Genomic DNA, 20,746 nt, shown 5'->3' with positions numbered 1-20,746 from the left:
ATGTTGGCACGTCGTATAGTTGCAAAACATGTGACCAAAACTACTGCTTTAGCCATGCTTGGTGCGACCGCGGTATTGGCTGGCTTACAAGTGCTTTTTACTTATTTAGGTGAATTGGGCTCGCTGAAAGAAGGTTATAACGCATGGAATGCTTTGCAGTATGTGTTATGGAGTTCACCGAATTATTTATATGAAATTTTACCGATTTCAGCCTTGATTGGCGCGGTATTGGGTTTAGGGACTCTAGCTTCAAACAGTGAATTGATTGTGATGCGTTCGGTCGGCATCAGCCTTTGGCGGATTGTGGGCTGGGTGATTCGTTCAGCACTCATTTTGGTGGTTTTATCCTTTGCATTAAGCGAATGGGTCATTCCCTATACAAATGAACAAGCCAAAAGCGTCAAAAGTCACCGCACTGCGGCTGAACTGGGCGAAGTCAAAGGCTATTGGTCACGTGAAGGCCAACGCTTTATTTATATTGACTATGCCAATTCACAAGGTCAAATTAAAGATGTTCAGGTTGTTGATTTTGATGAAAAATATCGTTTGCGAGGCACTTTGGATGCGGAGCAAGGGAATTTTGTCAAAAATGGCTCTTGGTCGCTACAAAATTCAACACAAGTCGATCTCTTAGCGACGGGTGATGCCGTGGCGAAGCAAAATGCTGAACAGCCGCTTTCATTGGCGTTGCAACCTAAATATGTGCATATGGTTACCATTGACCCTGAAGACCTATCACCGAGTCAATTGGTGAGCTTTATGAGCTATATGCATGAATATAGCCAAGTCCCGAAAACTTACCAATTGGCGTTTTGGCAAAAGTTTGGTTCGCCCTTTGCTTTAATTGCCTTGGTGGTAATTGCGTGTTCATTTATTTTTGGACCTTTACGTCAACAGTCGATGGGTTTCCGCTTGGTGATTGCCTTATTTGCTGGACTGGGCTTTTACTACTTACAAGATTTCTTGGGTTATGCAAGTTTGGTGTACGCGCCATCGCCTGCATGGTTCGTCTTTATACCAATTATTTTGATGTTTGTAGCGGGTGGCTATCTGCTGCACCGTGCACGTTAAGTACATGCAAGATTGAGTAAAACAATGTTGATGACCTAGATAAACCATGGTTGTCACATAGAGTCTTCACCGAAAATTCGGTAAGATAGTATGATTAATTTATAAACGAAAGAGTGTTCATTATGACGGATGCAACTGCTGGCAAAATCCCACACGTATTGGTAATTATGGATGGTGTGGGTCATCGCGAAGCGGTCGAGGACAATGCCTTTTTAGCAGCAAAACGACCAAACTTGACTGCAATGCAAGAAAAGCATCCGCATGGATTGATTTCAGGCTCTGGCGAAGACGTTGGTTTACCTGATGGTCAAATGGGTAACTCTGAAGTGGGCCACATGAACCTTGGTGCAGGACGTGTGCTGTATCAAGACTTTACTCGTATTACCAAAGATATTCGTACCGGTGCGTTCTTTGAACATGACGTTTTAGTCGATGCGGTTGAAAAAGCCAAAGCTGCAAATCGTGCTGTACATATCATGGGCTTGTTGTCTGAAGGTGGTGTGCATTCACATGAAGATCACATTGTGGCGATGGCTGAATTGGCATTAAAACGCGGTGCAAAAGTGTATCTTCATGCATTCCTTGATGGTCGTGATACGCCGCCAAAAAGCGCACAACCTTCGCTTGAAAAGTTAGATGCGCTGTTTGCTCAGTATCCGGGTCAAGGTCGTATTGCCACCATGATTGGTCGCTACTTTGCAATGGATCGTGACAACCGTTGGGATCGTGTTGAGCAAGCCTATCGTCTTTTAACTGAAGGTGAAGCAGTGCGTACAGCAGCGACTGCTGTTGAAGGTCTAGAGCAGGCTTATGCTGCTGAAGAATCAGATGAATTTGTGAAAGCGACGCGTATTGGTGATTTAGCACCGATCCAAGATGGTGATAGCGTTGTCTTCATGAACTTCCGTGCTGACCGTGCGCGTGAAATTACCAAAGCTTTTGTTGAAAAAGATTTTGCAGGTTTTGAACGTAAAGCGGTTCCCGCTTTATCAAAATTTGTCATGTTGACACGTTACCAAGCAACAATTGATGCACCTGTGGCTTATATGCCAGAAGCGTTGCATAACTCGATTGGTGAATACCTGTCTAATTTGGGTAAAACACAACTGCGTATTGCTGAAACTGAAAAATATGCACACGTGACTTTCTTCTTCAGTGGTGGTCGTGAAGATGAATATCCGGGTGAAAAACGTATTTTGATTCCATCACCAAACGTTGCGACTTATGATTTAAAACCAGAAATGAGTGCTTATGAAGTCACTGATGAGTTGGTTGCCGCAATTAATTCAGGTGAGTACGACTTACTGGTGGTGAACTATGCCAATGGTGATATGGTTGGTCATACTGGTGTGTTTGATGCAGCAGTCAAAGCAGTTGAGGCCGTAGACACGTGCTTAGGCCGTGTATATGAAGCTGTGATGGCAAATAAAGGTCACATGCTCGTGACCGCCGATCATGGTAACGTAGAGCAAATGCAGGATTACCAAAGTGGTCAGGTGCATACTCAACATACCACTGAACTTGTGCCATTTATCTATGTTGGGCCGACCAATGCAACAATTGCAGAAGGTGGTGTTTTGGCTGACGTAGCACCGACAATGTTAACGCTTATGCACATTCCTGTACCAACAGAAATGCAAGGTCGTAACTTGATTACTCTTGAAGCTTAAAATGTAAGGAAGCATGAATGACTAAAGCACACTGGATGTCAGTTGTAAGCCTTACAGCCTTGCTGCTGTGTTCTAGTCATTCGACATGGGGAGCCGACAAAGCAAAGTCGGCTTTCGATGAGTTTGATGGCAGCTATGAACAAAGTTATGCCGAAGTACCTGTCGAATCAATCCAACAATTTGTTCAAATCTATGGCATTGTCAAAGAAAATTATGTCGTTGAAAAAAATGACGATACATTATTCCAACAAGCCACCAAAGGTATGGTCAGTGGTTTAGACCGCTATTCACGATATCTTTCACCTGAAGACTATAAGCAACTTTTGCAATATACCGAAGGGGATATTGCGAGTGTCGATTTCAATTTGCGCTTTGATGCAGGTCTACAGCAATGGGTCATCACCAATTTAAAGCCTGATGCAGATTCTGCAAAGCTAGGTCTGAAAAATGGCGCGGCGGTGTTTAAAATTGATGATCAAGAAGTCAAAAAACTCAATCAAGATCAAGTGCGACACCTGCTTACTGGCAGTATAGGCTCGACGCTGAATCTACAGCTGATAACTGCAAGTCAACCGGTCAATTTGGTCAGAAACACTAAAGTTGAAACAGATATAGAATCTAAATTATTAAATAATCAGGTTTTAGTTTTACACGTTAAAGTTTTTCAACAAGATACAGCCAATGAAATAAAGCGTTTAATTGAAAGTCATGGCTCACGTGTCAAAGCTGTATTGTTTGATTTAAGAAATAACCCCGGGGGGTTGCTGTCCGCAGCAGTGGAGTCTGCCGATTTATTTTTGAATCAGGGCATTATTGTGTCGACTCGAAGTCGATCTGAAGGTGATCAACAGTTTCAGGCTTTACCGAGTTTTGAATTTCAAAATATGAAAGTTGGTATTTTAATCAACAATCGTTCTGCTTCTGCCGCAGAGGTCTTTACCGCAGCATTAAAAGAGCATAAACGTGCATGGGTAGCGGGTGAGAAAAGTTATGGTAAAGGTGTGGTTCAAAAACTATTTCCATTGAGTAATGGTGCGGCTTTACAAATGACTGTGTCGCAATATCTGACACCGAATGGCAAAATGATTGAAGGAATTGGGGTGCAGCCAGACTATAACTATCCGCTGCAACATGATGCACGTGAAGATCACTATGTCGATCATGTTGCAGAGTTATTGCTGAATCAAAAATAAACAGCAATACGCTGGAAAACTTTTACTCTTCGTCTTCGGTATCTAAACCGAATTTTTTCAAACGATAGCGTAATGAACGGAATGACATACCTAATTTTTTGGCGGCAAGGGTTCTGTTCCAGTGAGTCAAATTCAACGCATTCATGAGCACTTCTTTTTCGATATTTTCTAAAAAAAGCTCTAAACCTTCTTCAGGCAGTTTACGAGGAACGACACTTTGTTCATTGCTGTTTGCACCTAGCTGAGCAGATTCATTCATAGCTGGAGATGAATTGAACTGAGCACTCGGCTGTCTTAATGGAGCACTTTGCAGATGTTGAAGGTCAATTTGATCATCATCGCAGAGGGTCATAGCACGTTCGATAATATTGCGGAGTTCACGAACATTACCTGGATAATATTGGCTAAGTAGGAAACTCTTCGCACGTTCAGTCAGAGGCTTAGTAGCAATTTCCCATTCATGGCTAATTTTTTGAATAAAATGTTGTGCCAATAAGAGGATGTCGTCGCCACGTTCACGTAAGGCAGGCAATACTAAATCCATCACATGGATACGGAAGAATAAATCTTGGCGGAATCGACCTTGTTGGACGAGAGCTTCTAAGTCCTGATGACTAGCACTGATCACACGGAAATCAACATCAATTTCACAGTCTGAACCTACGGGGCGAATACGTTTTTCCTGTACCGCACGTAGCAGTTTAACTTGCATGGCTAAAGGTAATTCGGCAATTTCGTCCAGAAATAAGCTACCGCCATGTGCAGATTGAATCAGACCTTGCTTGTCTTGGGTGGCACCACTAAAGCTGCCTTTTTTATGGCCAAAAAGTTCACTTTCCATTAACTCTGTGGGAATTGCCCCACAGTTAATAGCAATAAAGGGCCCTTCATTACGGTTGCTTAAACGGTGAACCAGATTGGCCACGACCTCTTTACCCGTACCAGATTCACCCGTAATAAAAACAGGTGCTTGTGAACGTGCAATTTTCTTTAGAGTTCGACGCAATTGCTGGATTGGAATCGATTCACCAATCAACATTTTATGTTCTAAAGCATCTTGCGAAGTAATGTCTTCGGCCAATGGCTTATTCAGGGCTTTTTGTAGCAGTTGTTCAAGATGTTTTGGATTGATCGGTTTGCTGACAAAATCGAATGCTCCCGCCTTTAATGCGGCAATGGCAATGTCCATGTTGCCATAGGCTGTTAGCACAGCAACGGGCAGGGCAGGACAGTGTTCATTCATCCAATCTAAGAGCTGTAGACCATTACCATCGGGTAAGTTGAGATCGGTTAGGCAGGCATCGTAGCTATAGGTAGACAAGGCTTTTTTAGCTTCGTCGAGGCGATGTGCAACATGCGTTTTAACCCCCATCCTTGATAAAGACATTTGCATCAGCATACATAAGTCTTCTTCGTCATCAACTAACAATACCAGTGGTTGTGAATCCACAGTTTTCCCCTAAAAACAATTAAATAACAGCTTGTAAGCACTCAATCCTAAAGCAAGCTCCCTGTTTTTGTTCTACATAGGAAAGCTGTGCTTGATTCGCTTCACAGAAGCTATGAGCAAGATATAATCCTAAACCAGTTCCAGTAATTTCGGTACTAAAAAATGGTTGAAATAACTGTGCGCGGTTTTGTAAAGCAACCCCATTGCCGAAATCTCGGACATCGATCTGGACTTTTTTCTGATCTATACGCGCCACCACTTCGATATACGACATGTCCGGATTGTTATGGCGAATCGCATTACGAATTAGGTTGATTAAAATTTGTCTGAACTGTGCCTCATCAAAATCGATTAAGGTTTTGGTTTGTACATTGAGTCGAATGTTCTGTTGAATGTCTGCCAGATCTTCGTGCAGGAACAACGGTAAAAATTGTTCTAGATTCAGACGAGTCGGATGGGTTTCCTTATTGCGCACCATATTTAGGGTGTCTTGAATAATTCGGTCAATCCGCACTGCTTGACGTGAAATCATATGATTCAACATGTGCTGTTGTTCGGTATCACTTTGCGGATATAAATCATTGGCATGAACAATCGCCGCTAAGGGATTGCGAATTTCGTGAGCAATACTGGCGGAGAGTTGACCTAAAGCGGCTAATTTTAATTGTTGCACTTGCTGATTGAGTTTTTGTGCATCTTGTAAAATCAGCAAGGTCAACATTTGATGCGGCACAACGAGTTTTTGTACGAGTACCTGAATGTGGTATTGGCTTTGTTGCGATTCAAATTGAAATTTTTCCCCGCTTTTTAAATCTTCAAACTTGAGTAATTCAAATAAGTCGGGCTGCGTGGTATACAGTGGATATTGGTCATGATGATAAGAATTTGGCATACCGAGTAAATGGCAAGCAGCAGGATTACTCAGCACCACATGACAGTTTTCATCCAACACCAAATAGCCCGTATCAATCTGTTCTAAAATATAGCGGTTAATGTTTTGTAGCCGATGGAGCTCTAAAGACTGTGAAAAATTCAGATTTTCCAATAACTGAAAACGTTTCACGGCAATTTGTGCACTGCCATACACCACACAAAATAAAAAAGCCAAAATCGCACTGTTGGTTAAATTTTTGAGTGAGGTAAATTCAAGAATTGAACCTAAAAACAGTTGATACACCACGCAAATCACAGCGATGAGGGTAATGACCAAAGCTTTTTGGGCATCTAATAACAGGGATGCTGCAAAAATCGTAATCACAAACAGCAAACTCAAATGTAAATTAGGTCCATCGATGGCTAAGGTCAGTAAGCTCAGCGAAATGACATCTACAATGAATAACAGTAGTAACTGGTTTGGGATCCGGACTTTGAAACGTCCAAGTGACATGAATTGAATGCTGGTAAACAGCAAATAAATCGTCAATACATATAGGTATAAACGTGGGTATTCATAATCTGAAGTGAATTGAGTGTAGGTCAGTAAAAAGACCAGTAACAGACAGGCACTGATGATAAAGCGATAAGCACTGTACCAAAGACCCAAATGATACTGGTTCAATTCACTATGAATTGAACGCTGTGTCATAAGTAACAGGATGTACGTTGTGTTAAGGTTTGATTAACCCGTAGCGAATCGCCAAGTGAGTTAGTTTGACATCACTATCAATATTCAGTTTTTCAAAAATGCGGTAACGGTAGGTATTCACTGTTTTAACACTAACGAATAATTTATCGGAAATTTCTTGTGCACTAATACAATTGACCACCATCATGGCAACTTGCATTTCACGCTCAGACAGGGCGTCAAAAGGCGATTGTTGTGTATCAGACAAATATGAGCTGGCCAGTTGTTCTGCAATGTCTGCACTGAAATATTTGCCGCCTTGCATCACTTTATTAATCGCACGGACCATTTCAGTAACTGGTGCACCTTTGGTGATATAGCCTTTGGCACCTGCTTTTAACAATAAAGACGGATAGGGTTCTTCAGCAAGTCCACTGACTGCGAGGACTTTTGTATCTGGCGCTGTTTGGAGTAGGCGACGTGTGGTTTCTACCCCCCCGATCCCCGGCATATTGACATCCAATAAAACGACATTTGGATGGTGTTGGCGAACAAGTGTAATCGCATCTTCACCAGATTCGGCTTGTCCAATGACTTGGACATCTGCATGGTCTTCGAGCATACGGCAAATACCAGTACGGACTAATTCATGGTCATCTACCACCAAAACTGTGATCACCTACACTCTCCCTCAGGTCAAAATCTGTTTTTTTTGTTACATAAAGCAAAATAAGCTTGCAATGAAACGACAAAATTAGCAATCCTATTCTTATATGAAATGAAAAACTTCATACACAATGTGTGAGCAAAAAATGTTCGTAGTTGTGACCAATGTACGGCATATTGCTGGTCTTGCGCAAATGTTTAGTATCCTGAGTTGAGTGAGCAATGGTGAAAAAATTAAATAAATCCTTCATGCACGTTTTGGGCATGTCAATTTTATTCAGTATGAGCAGTTTCAGTTCTGCTGAAATTGTGATGAATAGTGCTGCAAATCAGCAGTCAAATATTAGCTGGTCATCTGAAGATGCAAACCAGTTACTCAACGGTGACGTGTCTTATAGCGCTGAAGAGCCATCTCCTCAAGGGTCAACTAAAGTGACTACTTCTGTACGTAGTACAGGCGGTGTGGTACAGACAGCACCATCGAAAACGGTCCGTATTATTGATACCAATCAATACGCAGGACAGCCCTCTGTAAATGCGCGTGCAGCACTGGTTATGGATGGTCAAACTGGTGAAGTGCTATATAGCAAAAATAGCAATACAGCTTTACCGATTGCATCAATTACCAAACTCATGACAGCAGTAGTGATTTCAGATGCCCGATTAAACATGTCTGAAAAGATTACCTTACAACAGTCTGATTTCTCATGTTCAGGTTGTAAAAGCTCAAGTTCAACACTTCGTGCTGGCGACAGTATGAACCGCGCAGAAGCATTGCTGTTTGCTTTAATGAAGTCTGAAAATCCAGCGGCTTCGGCATTAGCACGTACTTATCCAGGTGGTCGTTCTGCATTTATTGCAGCGATGAATGCGAAAGCACGCTCATTAGGGATGAACTCGACTCATTATGTGGAATCGACTGGCTTGCACCCAGGCAATGTCGCTTCGGCACGTGACTTAGGTATTTTGGTGAATACCGCTTCGCAGTATGGTTTGATTCGTCAATTTTCAACCACACCAAGTTATGACTTTAATTTGGGCTACCGCGTATTGAAATCAAACAATACTAATGCTTTAGTGCGTAATGGTGGTTGGAATATTAATATTTCAAAAACTGGATTTATTAATGAAGCAGGGCGCTGTGTTGTGATGCATACCACACTGAATAACCGTCCAGCGGTGGTGGTGTTATTGGGTGCGGATTCTTCAGTTGCACGAACCAATGATGCGACTCGTTTAATGAATTGGGCGAGCCAGTTACCAAAACGTATTTAATAAGATTTCAGATTTTTCATTCTTTCAGTATTTGGATTTACTCAACGTTTAAATGCTGAAGTGAATGCAAGATATAAAAAAGCCCTGCAAGAGCAGGGCTTTTTTATTTAGTCAGTATATGAATTACATATTTGACAGAATTGAATCGCGAACTTGATCCATAGTTGCATCAATCGACAACATCACTGCATCTTGGCATTGCTTGATGGCAGTGTCAGGATCTTTTAAACCGTTACCTGTCACAGTACATACGATCACAGAACCTTCAGCAATTTTACCTGCTTTGATGTCACGAATCGCGCCACCGATAGACGCTGCAGAAGCAGGTTCTACGAATACACCTTCGTACATAGACAGTAGACGCTGTGCTTCTAAGATTTCAGCATCTTGGAGTTCATCGAACCAGCCTTCTGAATCGCGGACTACTGCTTTAGCATGGTTCCAGCTTTGTGGGTTACCGATACGGATTGCAGTTGCTACTGTTTCAGGGTTTTCTACAGGTGCGCCGCGTAGGAATGGTGCCGCGCCAGCAGCTTGGTAACCCACCATTGTTGGTAGACCCGCAGGTTTTGGACCTGTGAATTGATCAGTTTCAGGATCATAAACGACTTGTACAAATTCTTCTTTAGGCTGATTCGCCACAGCTTCGGTATAACCCATCCAGTGTGCTGTGATGTTACCCGCATTACCTACAGGTAGGCAGTGGTAATCTGGCGCACGACCTAATTCGTCAACGATTTCGTAAGCAATGGTTTTTTGACCTTGCAGACGGTATGGGTTGATTGAGTTTACAATCGTAACTGGTGCTTGATCTGCAACTTCTTTTACAAGACGCATACCGTCATCGAAGTTACCGTGAATTTGCATTGTTACCGCGCCATACATCATCGCTTGTGCCATTTTACCCATGGCAATTTTGCCTTCTGGGATGAGCACAAATGCTTTAATGCCTGCACGTGCAGCATAAGCAGCCGCTGCAGCAGATGTATTACCTGTAGATGCACAGATAATTGCTTTAGAGCCTTCTTCAACTGCTTTTGTTACAGCCATGGTCATACCACGGTCTTTAAATGAACCAGTCGGGTTTAAGCCCTCGTACTTCACATAAATTTCAACATTTTTGCCAATAATGCGTGGAATGTTCTCAAGCTTAATCAGTGGCGTATTACCTTCGCCCAAAGAAATTGCGCGAGTAGTTGCAGATACGGGTAAACGGTCGCGATAGCGGTCAACTAAACCAGTATAACGATTGGCATTAGACATGATGATGTTCCAATTGTGTGTAGAGCTTGGCGAGAGGAACTGAAATATTCCCCTCGACCCGATTAATTATCAAGCGATTCTAAACGAATTCGTACAATTTCGCCATGAATGACAGGCAATGCTTGAATTTGTTGAAGGGCTTCATCCATTTTAGATTCTTTGACTGGATCAGTCAGAATCACGATAGGAATAAGGTCTTTTAAGCGCGGCTGTTGCATGATCGCATCGATGCTAATTCCTGCACGGCTTAAAATAGTCGTGACATCAGCAAGAACGCCAGTTTGATCTTCGGCATTAATACGGATGTAATATCCAGTGGTCATTTCTTCACGTGGAAGAATTGGTAAATCGGTCAGTGCTTCAAAAGCAAGCTGTGGAATTGTACCTGCGCCATCTTCGGTATATGAGATGTCACGGACAATATCGACAACGTCGGCAACCACTGCTGATGCTGTCGGACCTGCACCTGCACCTGCGCCATAGTAAAGCGTTGGACCAACGGCATTGGCTTGAACCAACACAGCATTTTTAACGCCATTTACATTGGCAATCAGTTGGTCTTCAGGGATCAGCGTTGGATGCACACGAAGTTCAATACCCGTTGCAGCACGACGTGCAATACCTAAATGTTTAATACGGAAACCGAGGTCTTCTGCATATTTGACATCTTGCGCAGTAACTTTGCTGATGCCTTCAGTGAAGACTTTGTCAAATTGGAGTGGGATACCAAAAGCAATAGAAGCCAGCAATGTTAACTTGTGCGCCGCATCGATCCCTTCGACGTCAAATGTTGGATCTGCTTCGGCATAACCGAGTTCTTGCGCTTCTTTGAGAACGTCTGCAAAGGCACGACCTTTTTCACGCATTTCAGTCAGGATAAAGTTACCAGTACCGTTAATGATACCTGCAAGCCAGTCAATTTTATTGGCTGCCAAACCTTCACGGAGGACTTTAATAATTGGGATACCGCCTGCGACAGCTGCTTCATAAGCAATCTGAACGTGATGATCATCGGCCAATTTAAATAATTCATTACCGTGTTCAGCTAATAACGCCTTGTTGGCGGTCACTACTTGTTTGCCATGAACGATTGCTTCACGAATCACTTCATACGCAGGGTGAATGCCGCCCATAACTTCAACCACAACGTCTACATCGGGTTGACGGACGATATCCAATAAATCAGCACTTTGCTTCACTGAAGCAGGCAGTTCTAAATCAGGACGAGGGCGACGCGTACCCACATGGGTAATTTCAATTTCACGACCGGTGCGACGTTTAATCTCAGCAGCATTTTCTTTTAGTAGTTTAAGGGCACCACCACCCACAGTACCAAGACCGAGGATTGCCAGACGAACTGGTTTCACGTCACACTCCATTTATTTCATCATTGCTTTAAGTGAGTTTAGATCATAGCTAAAAAAACGTTTGGACTCTAGGGTAGAAATCACTTTATTCCTACCCATAAAAAACATTCATTTAGCCTATAAAAATTAGTTATTTAAGCGCACTTTCAAGTTCGGAAGCCGACATGTAAGCACCGATGTGTTTGCCTTCTGCGTTATAGATCGCTGGCGTACCATTCACACCAATATTTAGACCCATTTCATACATGCTGCGCACTGGGTTTTTACATGATGCTGGCTCGATTTGCTCACCGGCAATGGCTTTATCAAATGCGGCACGACGGTCTTTGCTACACCAGATAGTTTCCATCATTGGCATGTGTTGTTCACCACGTGGCCAAGCGATATAACGGACTTCAATGCCACGGGCATTAATATCATCCATTTGTTCATGTAATTTATGGCAATAAGGACAGCTAACATCGGTAAACACATAAACCACGTGTTTGGTTTTACCTTTGGCTTTATAGATCAGTAGGTCTTCAGTTTTTAATTGATCAAATAATTTTTTGTTGGCTTCTGCTTGTAGGGTATCGCCTACATTAAAGAGTTGCTTTTCACCTAAACGAACTACGTCGCCTTGGAAAATGTATTTACCATCAGCTGTAGCATAGACCGCAGGCATGCCTTCAAAGCTTACCCAAAACAAATTAGGAACTTCAGTCGCTTTCACCCCAGTGACTTTGGCATTGATATTGGCTTTTTGCAGATTGGATTGCAAAGTATCAATTAAACGCTGCTGAGCATTACGTTCAGATAAATTCGAAGCTTCACCAGTTGCAGGCGTACTTGCCGTTAATGTCGCATCTTTCTTTTCGTCATTATTTGAATTAGAACAAGCCACTAACGCCATACTGGCAACAAGTGTCGATGCGAGAAAAATTTTTGAACGGGTAAATAACATAAACAACCCTTTTCTTTTAGCTTTATCAAACAGGTGAGTAAGCATAGCAAAAAATATCGGGCACAATAGAACTTCTTGGTCTGATATTTCCTGCCGTTAAGCTCTCGGATGATAGTCTGCATGTAATTTTTGCATACGAATCTGCGCGACATGGGTATAAATTTGCGTGGTAGACAAGTCACTGTGGCCGAGCAGCATCTGCACGACACGTAAGTCGGCACCGTGGTTGAGCAAATGCGTGGCAAAGGCGTGGCGTAAGGTATGTGGTGATAATTCGGCTTGAATGCCTGCAATGAGCGCATAGCGTTTAATCGCGTACCAAAAGTTTTGGCGACTCATCATTCCACCGAGTTGAGTGAGAAATAAAGCATCGGTTGCGCTTTTGTATAAGACGGGACGTGCTTCAGCTAAATACTTCTCGATCCATTCCACCGCCATTTGACCTAAAGGAACTAAGCGTTCTTTATTGCCTTTACCGGTAATTCGTAAATAGCCTTGTTTAAGATTGATCAGTTCTAATCTTAAATTTAATAACTCAGAGACACGTAAACCACAGGCATACAGCACTTCGAGCATGGCACGATCACGTAGACCCAATGCGGTGTTGAGGTCTGGGGCATTAATCAGGGCTTCAACATCTGCTTCAGATAAATCCTTTGGTAGGGCACGACCCAATTTGGGTGTTTTATGGATTGCAACAGGATTGTCACTGCGTATTTTTTGTTCACGCAAGAACTTGAAAAATGAACGCAGTGCAGAAAGTGAGCGGGCGATCGAGCGAGGGCTTTTTCCTTGTTTCGTCAGGCTAAGCAAGACATCTGAAATGTCGTCACTGCTCCAATCAGTCATGACATGCGTATGACACTCACTGCATTGAATTAAATCAGATAAATATGCATTTCGGGTATGTGGACTGACGGTTTGAGCTATTAAATCATCACGATATCCGTGTAAAAAACTGAGTGATTCTGGAATTTGGACTGGGGTAGGAATACGTGGTTTTTTATTTAACATGTGCCGCTCATTTTCGAAATTAAACCAAGAAATCACAATGGTTTAATGCAATGTAATTTAAAAAAATAGTCGTGTCGATGCTAGATTGTTAAATGAGAATTGAAATCGAATCCGATTTGTTAATTATTCTCATTTGTTTGTATAATGTTCAAAATTTTTTAGGGTTAGTTGCGTGCGATTATCTGATTTGAAAGTGAAACAAAGCGCAGTCATTCATAAGGTACATCGTAACCAGAATGGCAACAATGCTCCGGCTGATTTAGTCGCTAGCCGTTTAGAGACTTTGGGTTTTGTTCCCGGAACAAAAGTACAGGTGATTACCAAAGGTATTTTTGGTGGTGACCCGATTTTAATTCAAGTTGGGTTTACTCGCTTCGCACTGCGAAAAGTAGAAGCTGAAAAAGTGGAAATAGCAATGGAAGGGGCATCAGCATGAGTGATGCGTTACGTATTGCCCTCGTTGGTAATCCAAACTGTGGTAAAACTTCATTATTCAATCATTTAACGGGCACACGTCAGAAAGTTGCAAACTATGCTGGGGTAACGGTTGAGCGAAAGGTGGGTCAATTTACTTTGCCATCGGGTAAATCTGTTCGAGTTTTGGATTTGCCGGGGACGTATAGCCTAGAAGCGACGAGTCCTGATGAAGCCATTACGCGTGATGTCGTGCAAGGTAAAATTGCAGAAGAAGGGCATCAAGATGTCTTTTTATGTGTAGTTGATGCGACAAACTTAAAATTGCACCTCGGTTTGGTCATGGAAATGATCGATTTGGGTCGTCCAATTTTACTTGTCCTCAACATGATGGATGAAGCACGTCGTCGTGGCATGCAAATCAATACCCAAAAGCTGTCTCAGCGTTTGGGCGTTCCTGTTGTAGAAACCGTTGCTGTACGTAATGCAGGTATTGAAAACTTAATGGGCGCTTTGGATGCCGAAGGCTTCAGAAAACCAGATGCGTCATTAAGTGATACCAATCTTTCTGGGACTAACCACGAAAAAATTGAACAAATTTTAAAAGACGTGGTGGTGTTTGTTGATCATGAAGATAAACGCTCAGACTTTCTCGATAAAATTTTTCTACATCCAGTCTTTGGTTTAATTACCTTAGCGGTGATGATGTTTATTATCTTCCAAGCGGTGTTTGCGTGGGCTGCGCCGTTTATGGATGGTATTGAAACCTTCTTCGGTTGGTTCGGTGAATTGGTCGGTGAACACATTTCACATCCACTCCTGAACAGCTTGGTGGTTGATGGGATCATTGCGGGTGCAGGCGGTGTAGTGGTGTTCTTGCCGCAGATTTTAATTTTATTCTTCTTTATTTTGGTTTTAGAAGAATCGGGTTATTTACCACGTGCAGCATTCTTACTAGATAAGCTGATGTTTAAAGCAGGTTTGAGTGGACGTGCTTTTATTCCTTTGCTGTCGAGCTTTGCCTGTGCTGTACCGGGCATTATGGCAACTCGGAGTATTCAAGACCCCCGAGATCGTCTGGTAACGATTTTAGTTGCGCCATTGATGACTTGTTCGGCACGTTTACCGGTTTATGCCTTGCTGATCTCAGCATTTATTCCACAGCAAATGGTCTGGGGCGTCTTTAACTTACAAGGCTTGGTGTTATTTGCATTATATGCAGCAGGGATTGTGAGTGCCTTAATTGTGGCAACAGTGCTGAAATTCTTCCAAAAAGATAAATCACAGCATGCCTTATTGATGGAACTTCCAAGCTACCGTTTCCCAGATATTAAGAGTGTTTGGATTGGTTTACTGGACCGTGCCAAGATCTTCTTGAAACGTGTCGGTGGCATCATCTTCGCTTTATCGATTTTGTTATGGTTCTTGTGTACTTTCCCGCAACCGCCAGAAGGCGCAACCTTACCGGATATTGATTATTCATTGGCAGGTATGCTTGGGCATGTGCTACAACCGATTTTTGCACCATTAGGGTTTAACTGGCAGATCTGTATTGCCTTAATTCCAGCGATGGCGGCACGTGAAGTCGTTGTGGCGGCATTGGGTACGGTGTATGCCTTGTCTGCAACAGATGAAGATGCCATGTCTCAAGGTCTGGCAAATTTAATTAGTAGCGATGGGTCATTGGGTTGGTCATTGGCAACCGGTCTATCATTATTGGTATGGTTTATTTATGCGCCACATTGCTTGGCGACACTGGCGACAGTTAAACGTGAAACTGGCTCCTTGAAAACGGTGAGTTTCATGACTATCTATTTATTTGGTTTGGCTTATCTAATGGCATTCATCACGTATCAAATTGCAACACGCTATTTTGGATCGTGAATCTTGAATGGCAAAAGCTGAACAAAGGAGAGAGACATGCTTGAATCAATAATTATTGCGGTATTGGTGATTTGGAGTGCTGTCGTGGTGTTTAAGAAGGTATTTCCAAAAACATCGAACTCAGTCTTCACAACTTTATCTGGGCACTGTGCAAACCGTGGTTGGAACAGTTTAGCCAAATGGTTAAAGCCAAAAATGGCCGCAGGCTGTGCAGGCGGTTGTGGATGTTCAGCTTCGGATAATCCATCTGCAAAAAAAGCTGAAATACAAGCGGTGAAATGGAAATAAGCTCACCGTCAATTGCTTGAAGAAACCGCCCAAGATGGGCGGTTTTTTTACGAGCGGACACAAAAAAACTGCGAGAAAGTGAAAACATAAAAAGCATTCAAAACAGCAAAGTGCTAACATTTTGTCAGATTTAAAAACCGACCAAAAAATGGGGCGAAAATGTTAATACAGCGTGGTGGATTGAAGGTTGTTGCCGGATTAGGGATTTCTGGTGTTTCCGCAGTGAATTTCTTACATAGCCATGGCTACCGCGTTGCAGTCACCGATTCACGAGCAGTTCCACCGGGTCATGATCAAATTCCAAGTGATGTACAAACCAGTTTCGGTCAGTTGGATCAAGATTTATTACTGCAAGCAGAAGAAATTATTATCAGCCCGGGGCTAGATCCAAAATTACCGCAAATTCAGGCGGCCATTGCAGCCAACATTCCTGTGGTTTCAGAAATTCAAATTTTACGTCGTGCGACAGATAAGCCGATTGTCGCAATTACAGGTTCGAATGCGAAAAGTACCGTAACAACTTTATTTGGTCTTATGGCAGCAGATGCAGGCAAAAAAGTGGCAGTGGGTGGTAACTTGGGTCGTCCAGCTTTGGATCTCACCAAAGATGATCCAGAGCTTTATGTTTTAGAGCTTTCAAGTTTTCAATTAGAAACCACGTCGAACTTGGCAGCAGAAGTGGCTGTGGTGTTGAACATGAGTGAAGACCATTTGGACCGTCATGGCGATATGATGGGCTATCACACTGCGAAGCATCGTATTTTCCAAGCGGTGAAAAAAGTGGTGTATAACCGTGATGATTCATTAACACGTCCATTGGTTCCAGATGCTACTCCAATGCAAAGCTTTGGCTTAAATGCACCGGATATGAATCAGTTTGGTATTTTACGCGATACTGATGGCACAATTTGGTTGGCACGTGGTCGTGAGCGTTTACTGAAAAGTGCAGATATGTATATTCAAGGGACCCATAATGTGGCAAACGCCTTGGCATGTTTGGCTTTGGGTGAAGCGATTGGTTTGCCACTAGAGGGTATGTTGGAAACTTTGAAAACCTTTAAAGGTTTAGAGCACCGCTGTGAATTTGTCAAAGAAATGCATGGTGTTCGTTATTATAATGACTCTAAAGGCACCAATATTGGTGCGACTTTAGCTGCGATTGATGGTCTAGGTGCTGCGATTGAAGCCAAAGGCGGTAAAGTGGCGATTATTTTAGGTGGTCAAGGCAAAGGGCAGGACTTTACTGCGCTGCGTGATTCACTTTCAAAATATGCCAAAGTTGCGGTATTGATTGGTGAAGATCGTCCAATTATTGAAAAAGCGGTTGAAGGGACAACCACGCTGATTCATGCTGAAAGTTTGAAACAAGCGGTTGAGCTGTGCCAACAAAATGCGGTAGCCAATGATGTGGTGTTATTGTCTCCAGCGTGCGCAAGTTTTGATATGTTTAAAGGCTACAGTGAGCGTGGACACCAATTTGTTGATTGTGTGAATGCACTCGTTTAAAAGAACGATAAGGAAAGTTGTATGGCTGGGTTAGCTCAGGCGACCATAAATAGAATAAATGAAGTTGTAGAGCGTTGGATTCCTCGGTTACCTGCCGAGGTCAACGTGCGCAATGTTTTAATGTTCTGTGTTTTGGCATTGTTGTGTATTGGTTCGATCATGGTGGCATCTGCATCGATGCCTTATGCAGAACGCATGCATGAAAATGCCTTCCATTACATTTCACGACACGGGATTTCGATTGCCGCTGCCGCCGCCGCCGCCTATATCGCCTATAAAGTGCCGTTAAATGTCTGGTTTAACAACACCTTCTTTTTATGGATTATCACGATTATCTTACTGGCTGCTGTATTGGCTGTCGGGACAGAGGTCAATGGTTCTAAACGTTGGATTCGTATTGCTGGTTTCACCTTACAGGCTTCGGAAGTTGCCAAAGTCATGATGGCGATATTTACCGCGGACTATGTGGTACGGCGTGCCGAAGAAGTCCGTAATAACATCAAGGGCTTGGTGCGTTTGGCAGTGATTATGGCTGCAACTGTCGGTTTGGTCATGGCAGAGCCCGATTTAGGGGCGACGGTGGTGATTGCCTTAACCATGCTAGGGGTATTCTTCCTCGCAGGAGCACCGTTGATTCAGTTCGCAATTGCCTTTGGTGCGATCATCATGGCCTTTGTGTTCTTGATTTTATTTGAACCTTACCGTTTAGAACGTTTGATGTCCTTCTCAAATCCATGGAATGATCCATTAGGCGCAGGCTACCAGTTATCGAATGCATTAATGGCTTTTGGTCGCGGTGAATGGTTTGGTGTCGGCTTGGGTCATAGTATTCAAAAAATGTCGTATTTACCTGAGGCTCATACCGACTTCATGTTGGCGGTTTTGGGCGAAGAATTTGGCTTCTTTGGGATTTTGACCGTATTGACGCTGTCATTTGTGATGTTGGTCTGCTGTATTCGCATTGGTCATCGTGCTTTACGTCATCAATACTTACGTGCAGGCTACTTGGCTTATGGCATTAGTATTATCTTCTTGCTGCAAATTTTGGTGAATGCCGGCATGAACATGGGCATGCTTCCTACCAAAGGTTTGACCTTACCGTTTATTAGTTATGGAGGGTCTTCTTTGATTATCTGTGCGGTTATGGTGAGTCTGATCTTAAAGATCGATGCGACGACCAAAGAAGTGAACCCAAGTAAAGAAGAATCAAGCTTCTAAATTGGTATCTCGTTGCGGATCGGGAGATGCATGGTGCAGTACACTGGCCGGCATCTCCGTTCCACAATGGAGACATTTGACCAAGCTCGCCTTGGCTTTAGATAGTGGAATCAATGGAATAAAAAATAAAGAAAAATAATTACGTTGCTGTTTCAACTCATACTGAGTTCTGCTGCGGCAGACAGGGCAAGTAAATTGGCTCTTTTCAATGACTTTGGTTTTCGGACCAACTCCAAAAATAAAAAACATTAGGCTCTCCAATGGTCGATTGATCACTTTATTAAAGCATAATTCAATTGAATATCGAGTGATTGGCTCAGATAGGGATGTGGGTTTATTGATAGATTTGAGGCAATGCTGTGCCATGGGGAATTTGTTGAATATCCCACTGCGCAATCGCCTGTTGTAGCATAATACGTGGCGTATCCAAGTCGACTGGCGGTTGGTGTAGGGCTTGCAATGCTTGTTGTAATAAAGGTGCCGCTTGGCTTAAATCAAGAGCTTGAGCCATATTCTGTTTTGACAGTTTTTGTCCCTGATCATTCATTGCCAATGGCAAGTGCATGTATTTAAGGCGCGTATAACCCAAAACCTGTCCGAGCCAAATTTGACGTTCGGTATTGTCCAAAAGATCAGCCCCACGTACAACATGGGTCATCCCTTGTAGGTAGTCATCAACCACGACAGCAAGTTGATAATTGATAATGCCATCACGGCGTTTTAAGACGAAGTCGCCCAAATCTTGTTGCAGATTCGAGCAATGCATCCCTTGTAAGCGGTCGGTAAAACAAATGTTCTGTGCATCGACTTTGATTCGAATGGCCTGATCCTGAAGGAGAAGGCCCAGATTGCGACATGTGCCTTGATAGATATGATTCGAACCAAGCATTTTTCGGGTGCATTGACAAGCATAGATCAAGTCTTGGGCATGCAAATGCGCAATGACTTCCTCATAGATTTCTAGGCGGTCTTTTTGGAAAATGATCTCGGCATCTGGTTCGAATTGAAATGCATCAATACAACGTAAGATATGTTCTTCGCTACCGGGAAATATGCGTGGAATGTCGGTATCTTCGATACGAACCAACCATTGCCCCTGATGGGCACGGGCATCGCAGTAGCTTGCGACTGCTGTAATTAAAGAGCCAAAATGCAAAGGGCCGGTTGGCGATGGCGCAAACCGACCCACGTAATGCTCTGCAGCTTTCCCTCCCTTATCTAAAGGGAGGGCTAGAGAGGAATTACTCAACACAGAATTAACCGTTATTTTGCTTCTCTTTGATCTCCGCAAGTGTTTTGCAGTCGATACATAAAGTTGCTGTTGGACGCGCTTCTAGGCGACGTAAGCCAATTTCGATACCACACGTTTCACAGAAGCCGTAGTCATCATTTTTGATCGCTTCAATTGATTGTTCAATTTTACGGATCAGTTTACGTTCACGGTCACGTGTACGAAGTTCAATCGCAAATTCTTCTTCTTGCGTTGCACGGTCGTTCACATCTGGAAGCGCAGTATTTTCGTCTTGCATGGTATTCAAAGTACGGTCTACTTCAGACATTAACTCAGCTTTCCACGCCAATAGGATGTGACGGAAATGCTCAAGTTGCCCTTCAGACATGTATTCTTCATTCTTTTTAGGCTGATAAGGTTCAATACCAAATAAGCTTGCAGTAGAACCACCTTCAGTCGCCTTTGGCTTTGATTTGCGCACGCGTTTGGTAGACTTTTCGTCTACTACATCAGTTTGTTCGTCTAAGACTTGATTTTGGTTGTCATTCGCCATGTAGGGCATTCCTCATCATATGCATATATCTATACGCAAAAAATATGGTGATATGCAAGTTTTTTATCCACCCAACACAGAGTTTCCTTCTGTGGGGGTCGTCATCATATAGACTTTTTCTGCTTATTGATAGTCTTTGATGTTTGGATTCTAACTATCACTTTTCCTTTAGAAGC

General features: G+C 42.9%; 19 protein-coding genes. 9 read left to right on the top strand and 10 right to left on the bottom strand.

What is annotated here, in order from left to right; genetic code table 11:
• The 3 genes from lptG to FTT92_RS10475 all read left to right on the top strand — a co-directional run bounded on the left by lptG (position 1) and on the right by FTT92_RS10475 (position 3,934).
• Positions 1-1,071, top strand: coding sequence for an LPS export ABC transporter permease LptG (lptG, locus tag FTT92_RS10485; RefSeq protein WP_180039929.1), 1,071 nt, complete (start codon positions 1-3; stop codon positions 1,069-1,071).
• A 122-nt stretch (positions 1,072-1,193) separates the two neighbouring features.
• A complete protein-coding gene (gene gpmI, locus FTT92_RS10480) occupies positions 1,194-2,741 on the top strand; it encodes a 2,3-bisphosphoglycerate-independent phosphoglycerate mutase (RefSeq protein WP_180172080.1) in 1,548 nt (515 codons plus the stop codon).
• Positions 2,742-2,758: 17 nt separating this feature from the next.
• Positions 2,759-3,934 (top strand): S41 family peptidase, encoded by a 1,176-nt coding sequence (locus FTT92_RS10475; RefSeq protein WP_180172079.1) that lies wholly within the window; start codon positions 2,759-2,761, stop codon positions 3,932-3,934.
• Positions 3,935-3,956: 22 nt separating this feature from the next.
• Here FTT92_RS10475 and FTT92_RS10470 read toward each other — a convergent pair whose 3' ends face one another.
• The 3 genes from FTT92_RS10470 to FTT92_RS10460 form a co-directional block, all read right to left on the bottom strand.
• On the bottom strand, positions 3,957-5,333 hold the full coding sequence (locus FTT92_RS10470; RefSeq protein ID WP_218951576.1) for a sigma-54 dependent transcriptional regulator: 1,377 nt from the start codon (positions 5,331-5,333) through the stop codon (positions 3,957-3,959).
• A 70-nt stretch (positions 5,334-5,403) separates the two neighbouring features.
• On the bottom strand, positions 5,404-6,969 hold the full coding sequence (locus FTT92_RS10465) for a PAS domain-containing sensor histidine kinase (RefSeq protein ID WP_180172077.1): 1,566 nt from the start codon (positions 6,967-6,969) through the stop codon (positions 5,404-5,406).
• 22 nt (positions 6,970-6,991) lie between these two features.
• A complete protein-coding gene (locus FTT92_RS10460; RefSeq protein ID WP_078189449.1) occupies positions 6,992-7,627 on the bottom strand; it encodes a response regulator in 636 nt (211 codons plus the stop codon).
• 212 nt (positions 7,628-7,839) lie between these two features.
• On the opposite strand from FTT92_RS10460, the gene FTT92_RS10455 reads away from it, so the two are divergent.
• Positions 7,840-8,889 (top strand): serine hydrolase, encoded by a 1,050-nt coding sequence (locus tag FTT92_RS10455; protein ID WP_143221671.1) that lies wholly within the window; start codon positions 7,840-7,842, stop codon positions 8,887-8,889.
• Positions 8,890-9,012: 123 nt separating this feature from the next.
• Here the strand turns inward: FTT92_RS10455 and thrC are convergent, their stop codons facing one another.
• The 4 genes from thrC to xerD all read right to left on the bottom strand — a co-directional run bounded on the left by thrC (position 9,013) and on the right by xerD (position 13,476).
• Positions 9,013-10,152, bottom strand: a complete 1,140-nt coding sequence (gene thrC / locus FTT92_RS10450) for a threonine synthase (RefSeq protein ID WP_078192584.1) — start codon at positions 10,150-10,152, stop codon at positions 9,013-9,015.
• A 62-nt stretch (positions 10,153-10,214) separates the two neighbouring features.
• A complete protein-coding gene (locus FTT92_RS10445) occupies positions 10,215-11,519 on the bottom strand; it encodes a homoserine dehydrogenase (protein WP_078192857.1) in 1,305 nt (434 codons plus the stop codon).
• Between the two features lie 130 nt (positions 11,520-11,649).
• A complete protein-coding gene (locus tag FTT92_RS10440) occupies positions 11,650-12,462 on the bottom strand; it encodes a DsbC family protein (RefSeq protein ID WP_078189446.1) in 813 nt (270 codons plus the stop codon).
• Between the two features lie 96 nt (positions 12,463-12,558).
• Positions 12,559-13,476: a site-specific tyrosine recombinase XerD gene (xerD, locus tag FTT92_RS10435; protein WP_078192583.1), complete on the bottom strand. Its 918-nt coding sequence runs from the start codon at positions 13,474-13,476 to the stop codon at positions 12,559-12,561.
• 172 nt (positions 13,477-13,648) lie between these two features.
• On the opposite strand from xerD, the gene FTT92_RS10430 reads away from it, so the two are divergent.
• From FTT92_RS10430 to ftsW, 5 genes are all read left to right on the top strand, one after another.
• Entirely contained in the window at positions 13,649-13,912 is a 264-nt protein-coding gene (locus FTT92_RS10430) for a FeoA family protein (RefSeq protein ID WP_078189444.1), read from the top strand.
• Positions 13,909-15,774: a ferrous iron transport protein B gene (feoB, locus tag FTT92_RS10425; RefSeq protein ID WP_180049853.1), complete on the top strand. Its 1,866-nt coding sequence runs from the start codon at positions 13,909-13,911 to the stop codon at positions 15,772-15,774. Before FTT92_RS10430 ends, feoB begins: the two co-directional genes overlap by 4 nt.
• 36 nt (positions 15,775-15,810) lie before the next feature.
• Positions 15,811-16,062 (top strand): DUF6587 family protein, encoded by a 252-nt coding sequence (locus tag FTT92_RS10420; RefSeq protein WP_180172076.1) that lies wholly within the window; start codon positions 15,811-15,813, stop codon positions 16,060-16,062.
• A gap of 159 nt (positions 16,063-16,221) precedes the next feature.
• On the top strand, positions 16,222-17,568 hold the full coding sequence (murD, locus tag FTT92_RS10415; RefSeq protein WP_180172075.1) for a UDP-N-acetylmuramoyl-L-alanine--D-glutamate ligase: 1,347 nt from the start codon (positions 16,222-16,224) through the stop codon (positions 17,566-17,568).
• Positions 17,569-17,589: 21 nt separating this feature from the next.
• Entirely contained in the window at positions 17,590-18,786 is a 1,197-nt protein-coding gene (ftsW, locus tag FTT92_RS10410) for a putative lipid II flippase FtsW (RefSeq protein WP_180062779.1), read from the top strand.
• Here ftsW and FTT92_RS10405 read toward each other — a convergent pair.
• The 3 genes from FTT92_RS10405 to dksA form a co-directional block, all read right to left on the bottom strand.
• Positions 18,775-19,035, bottom strand: coding sequence for a zinc-ribbon domain-containing protein (locus FTT92_RS10405; RefSeq protein ID WP_078189439.1), 261 nt, complete (start codon positions 19,033-19,035; stop codon positions 18,775-18,777). The two genes, ftsW and FTT92_RS10405, sit on opposite strands and share 12 nt — an antisense overlap.
• An 85-nt stretch (positions 19,036-19,120) precedes the next feature.
• The gene (gluQRS, locus tag FTT92_RS10400) at positions 19,121-20,038 is read right to left on the bottom strand and encodes a tRNA glutamyl-Q(34) synthetase GluQRS (protein WP_373684114.1); all 918 of its coding nucleotides are present in this window, start codon (positions 20,036-20,038) and stop codon (positions 19,121-19,123) included.
• Positions 20,039-20,042: 4 nt separating this feature from the next.
• Complete coding sequence (dksA, locus tag FTT92_RS10395) at positions 20,043-20,570, bottom strand: RNA polymerase-binding protein DksA (protein WP_078189438.1); 528 nt, start codon at positions 20,568-20,570, stop codon at positions 20,043-20,045.
• Between the last annotated feature and the right edge of the window lie 176 nt (positions 20,571-20,746).

The organism is Acinetobacter sp. YH12023, from assembly GCF_013420135.1.
Classification (GTDB): Bacteria; Pseudomonadota; Gammaproteobacteria; order Pseudomonadales; family Moraxellaceae; genus Acinetobacter; species Acinetobacter amyesii.
This window is presented reverse-complemented; position numbering and strand designations above follow the sequence as displayed.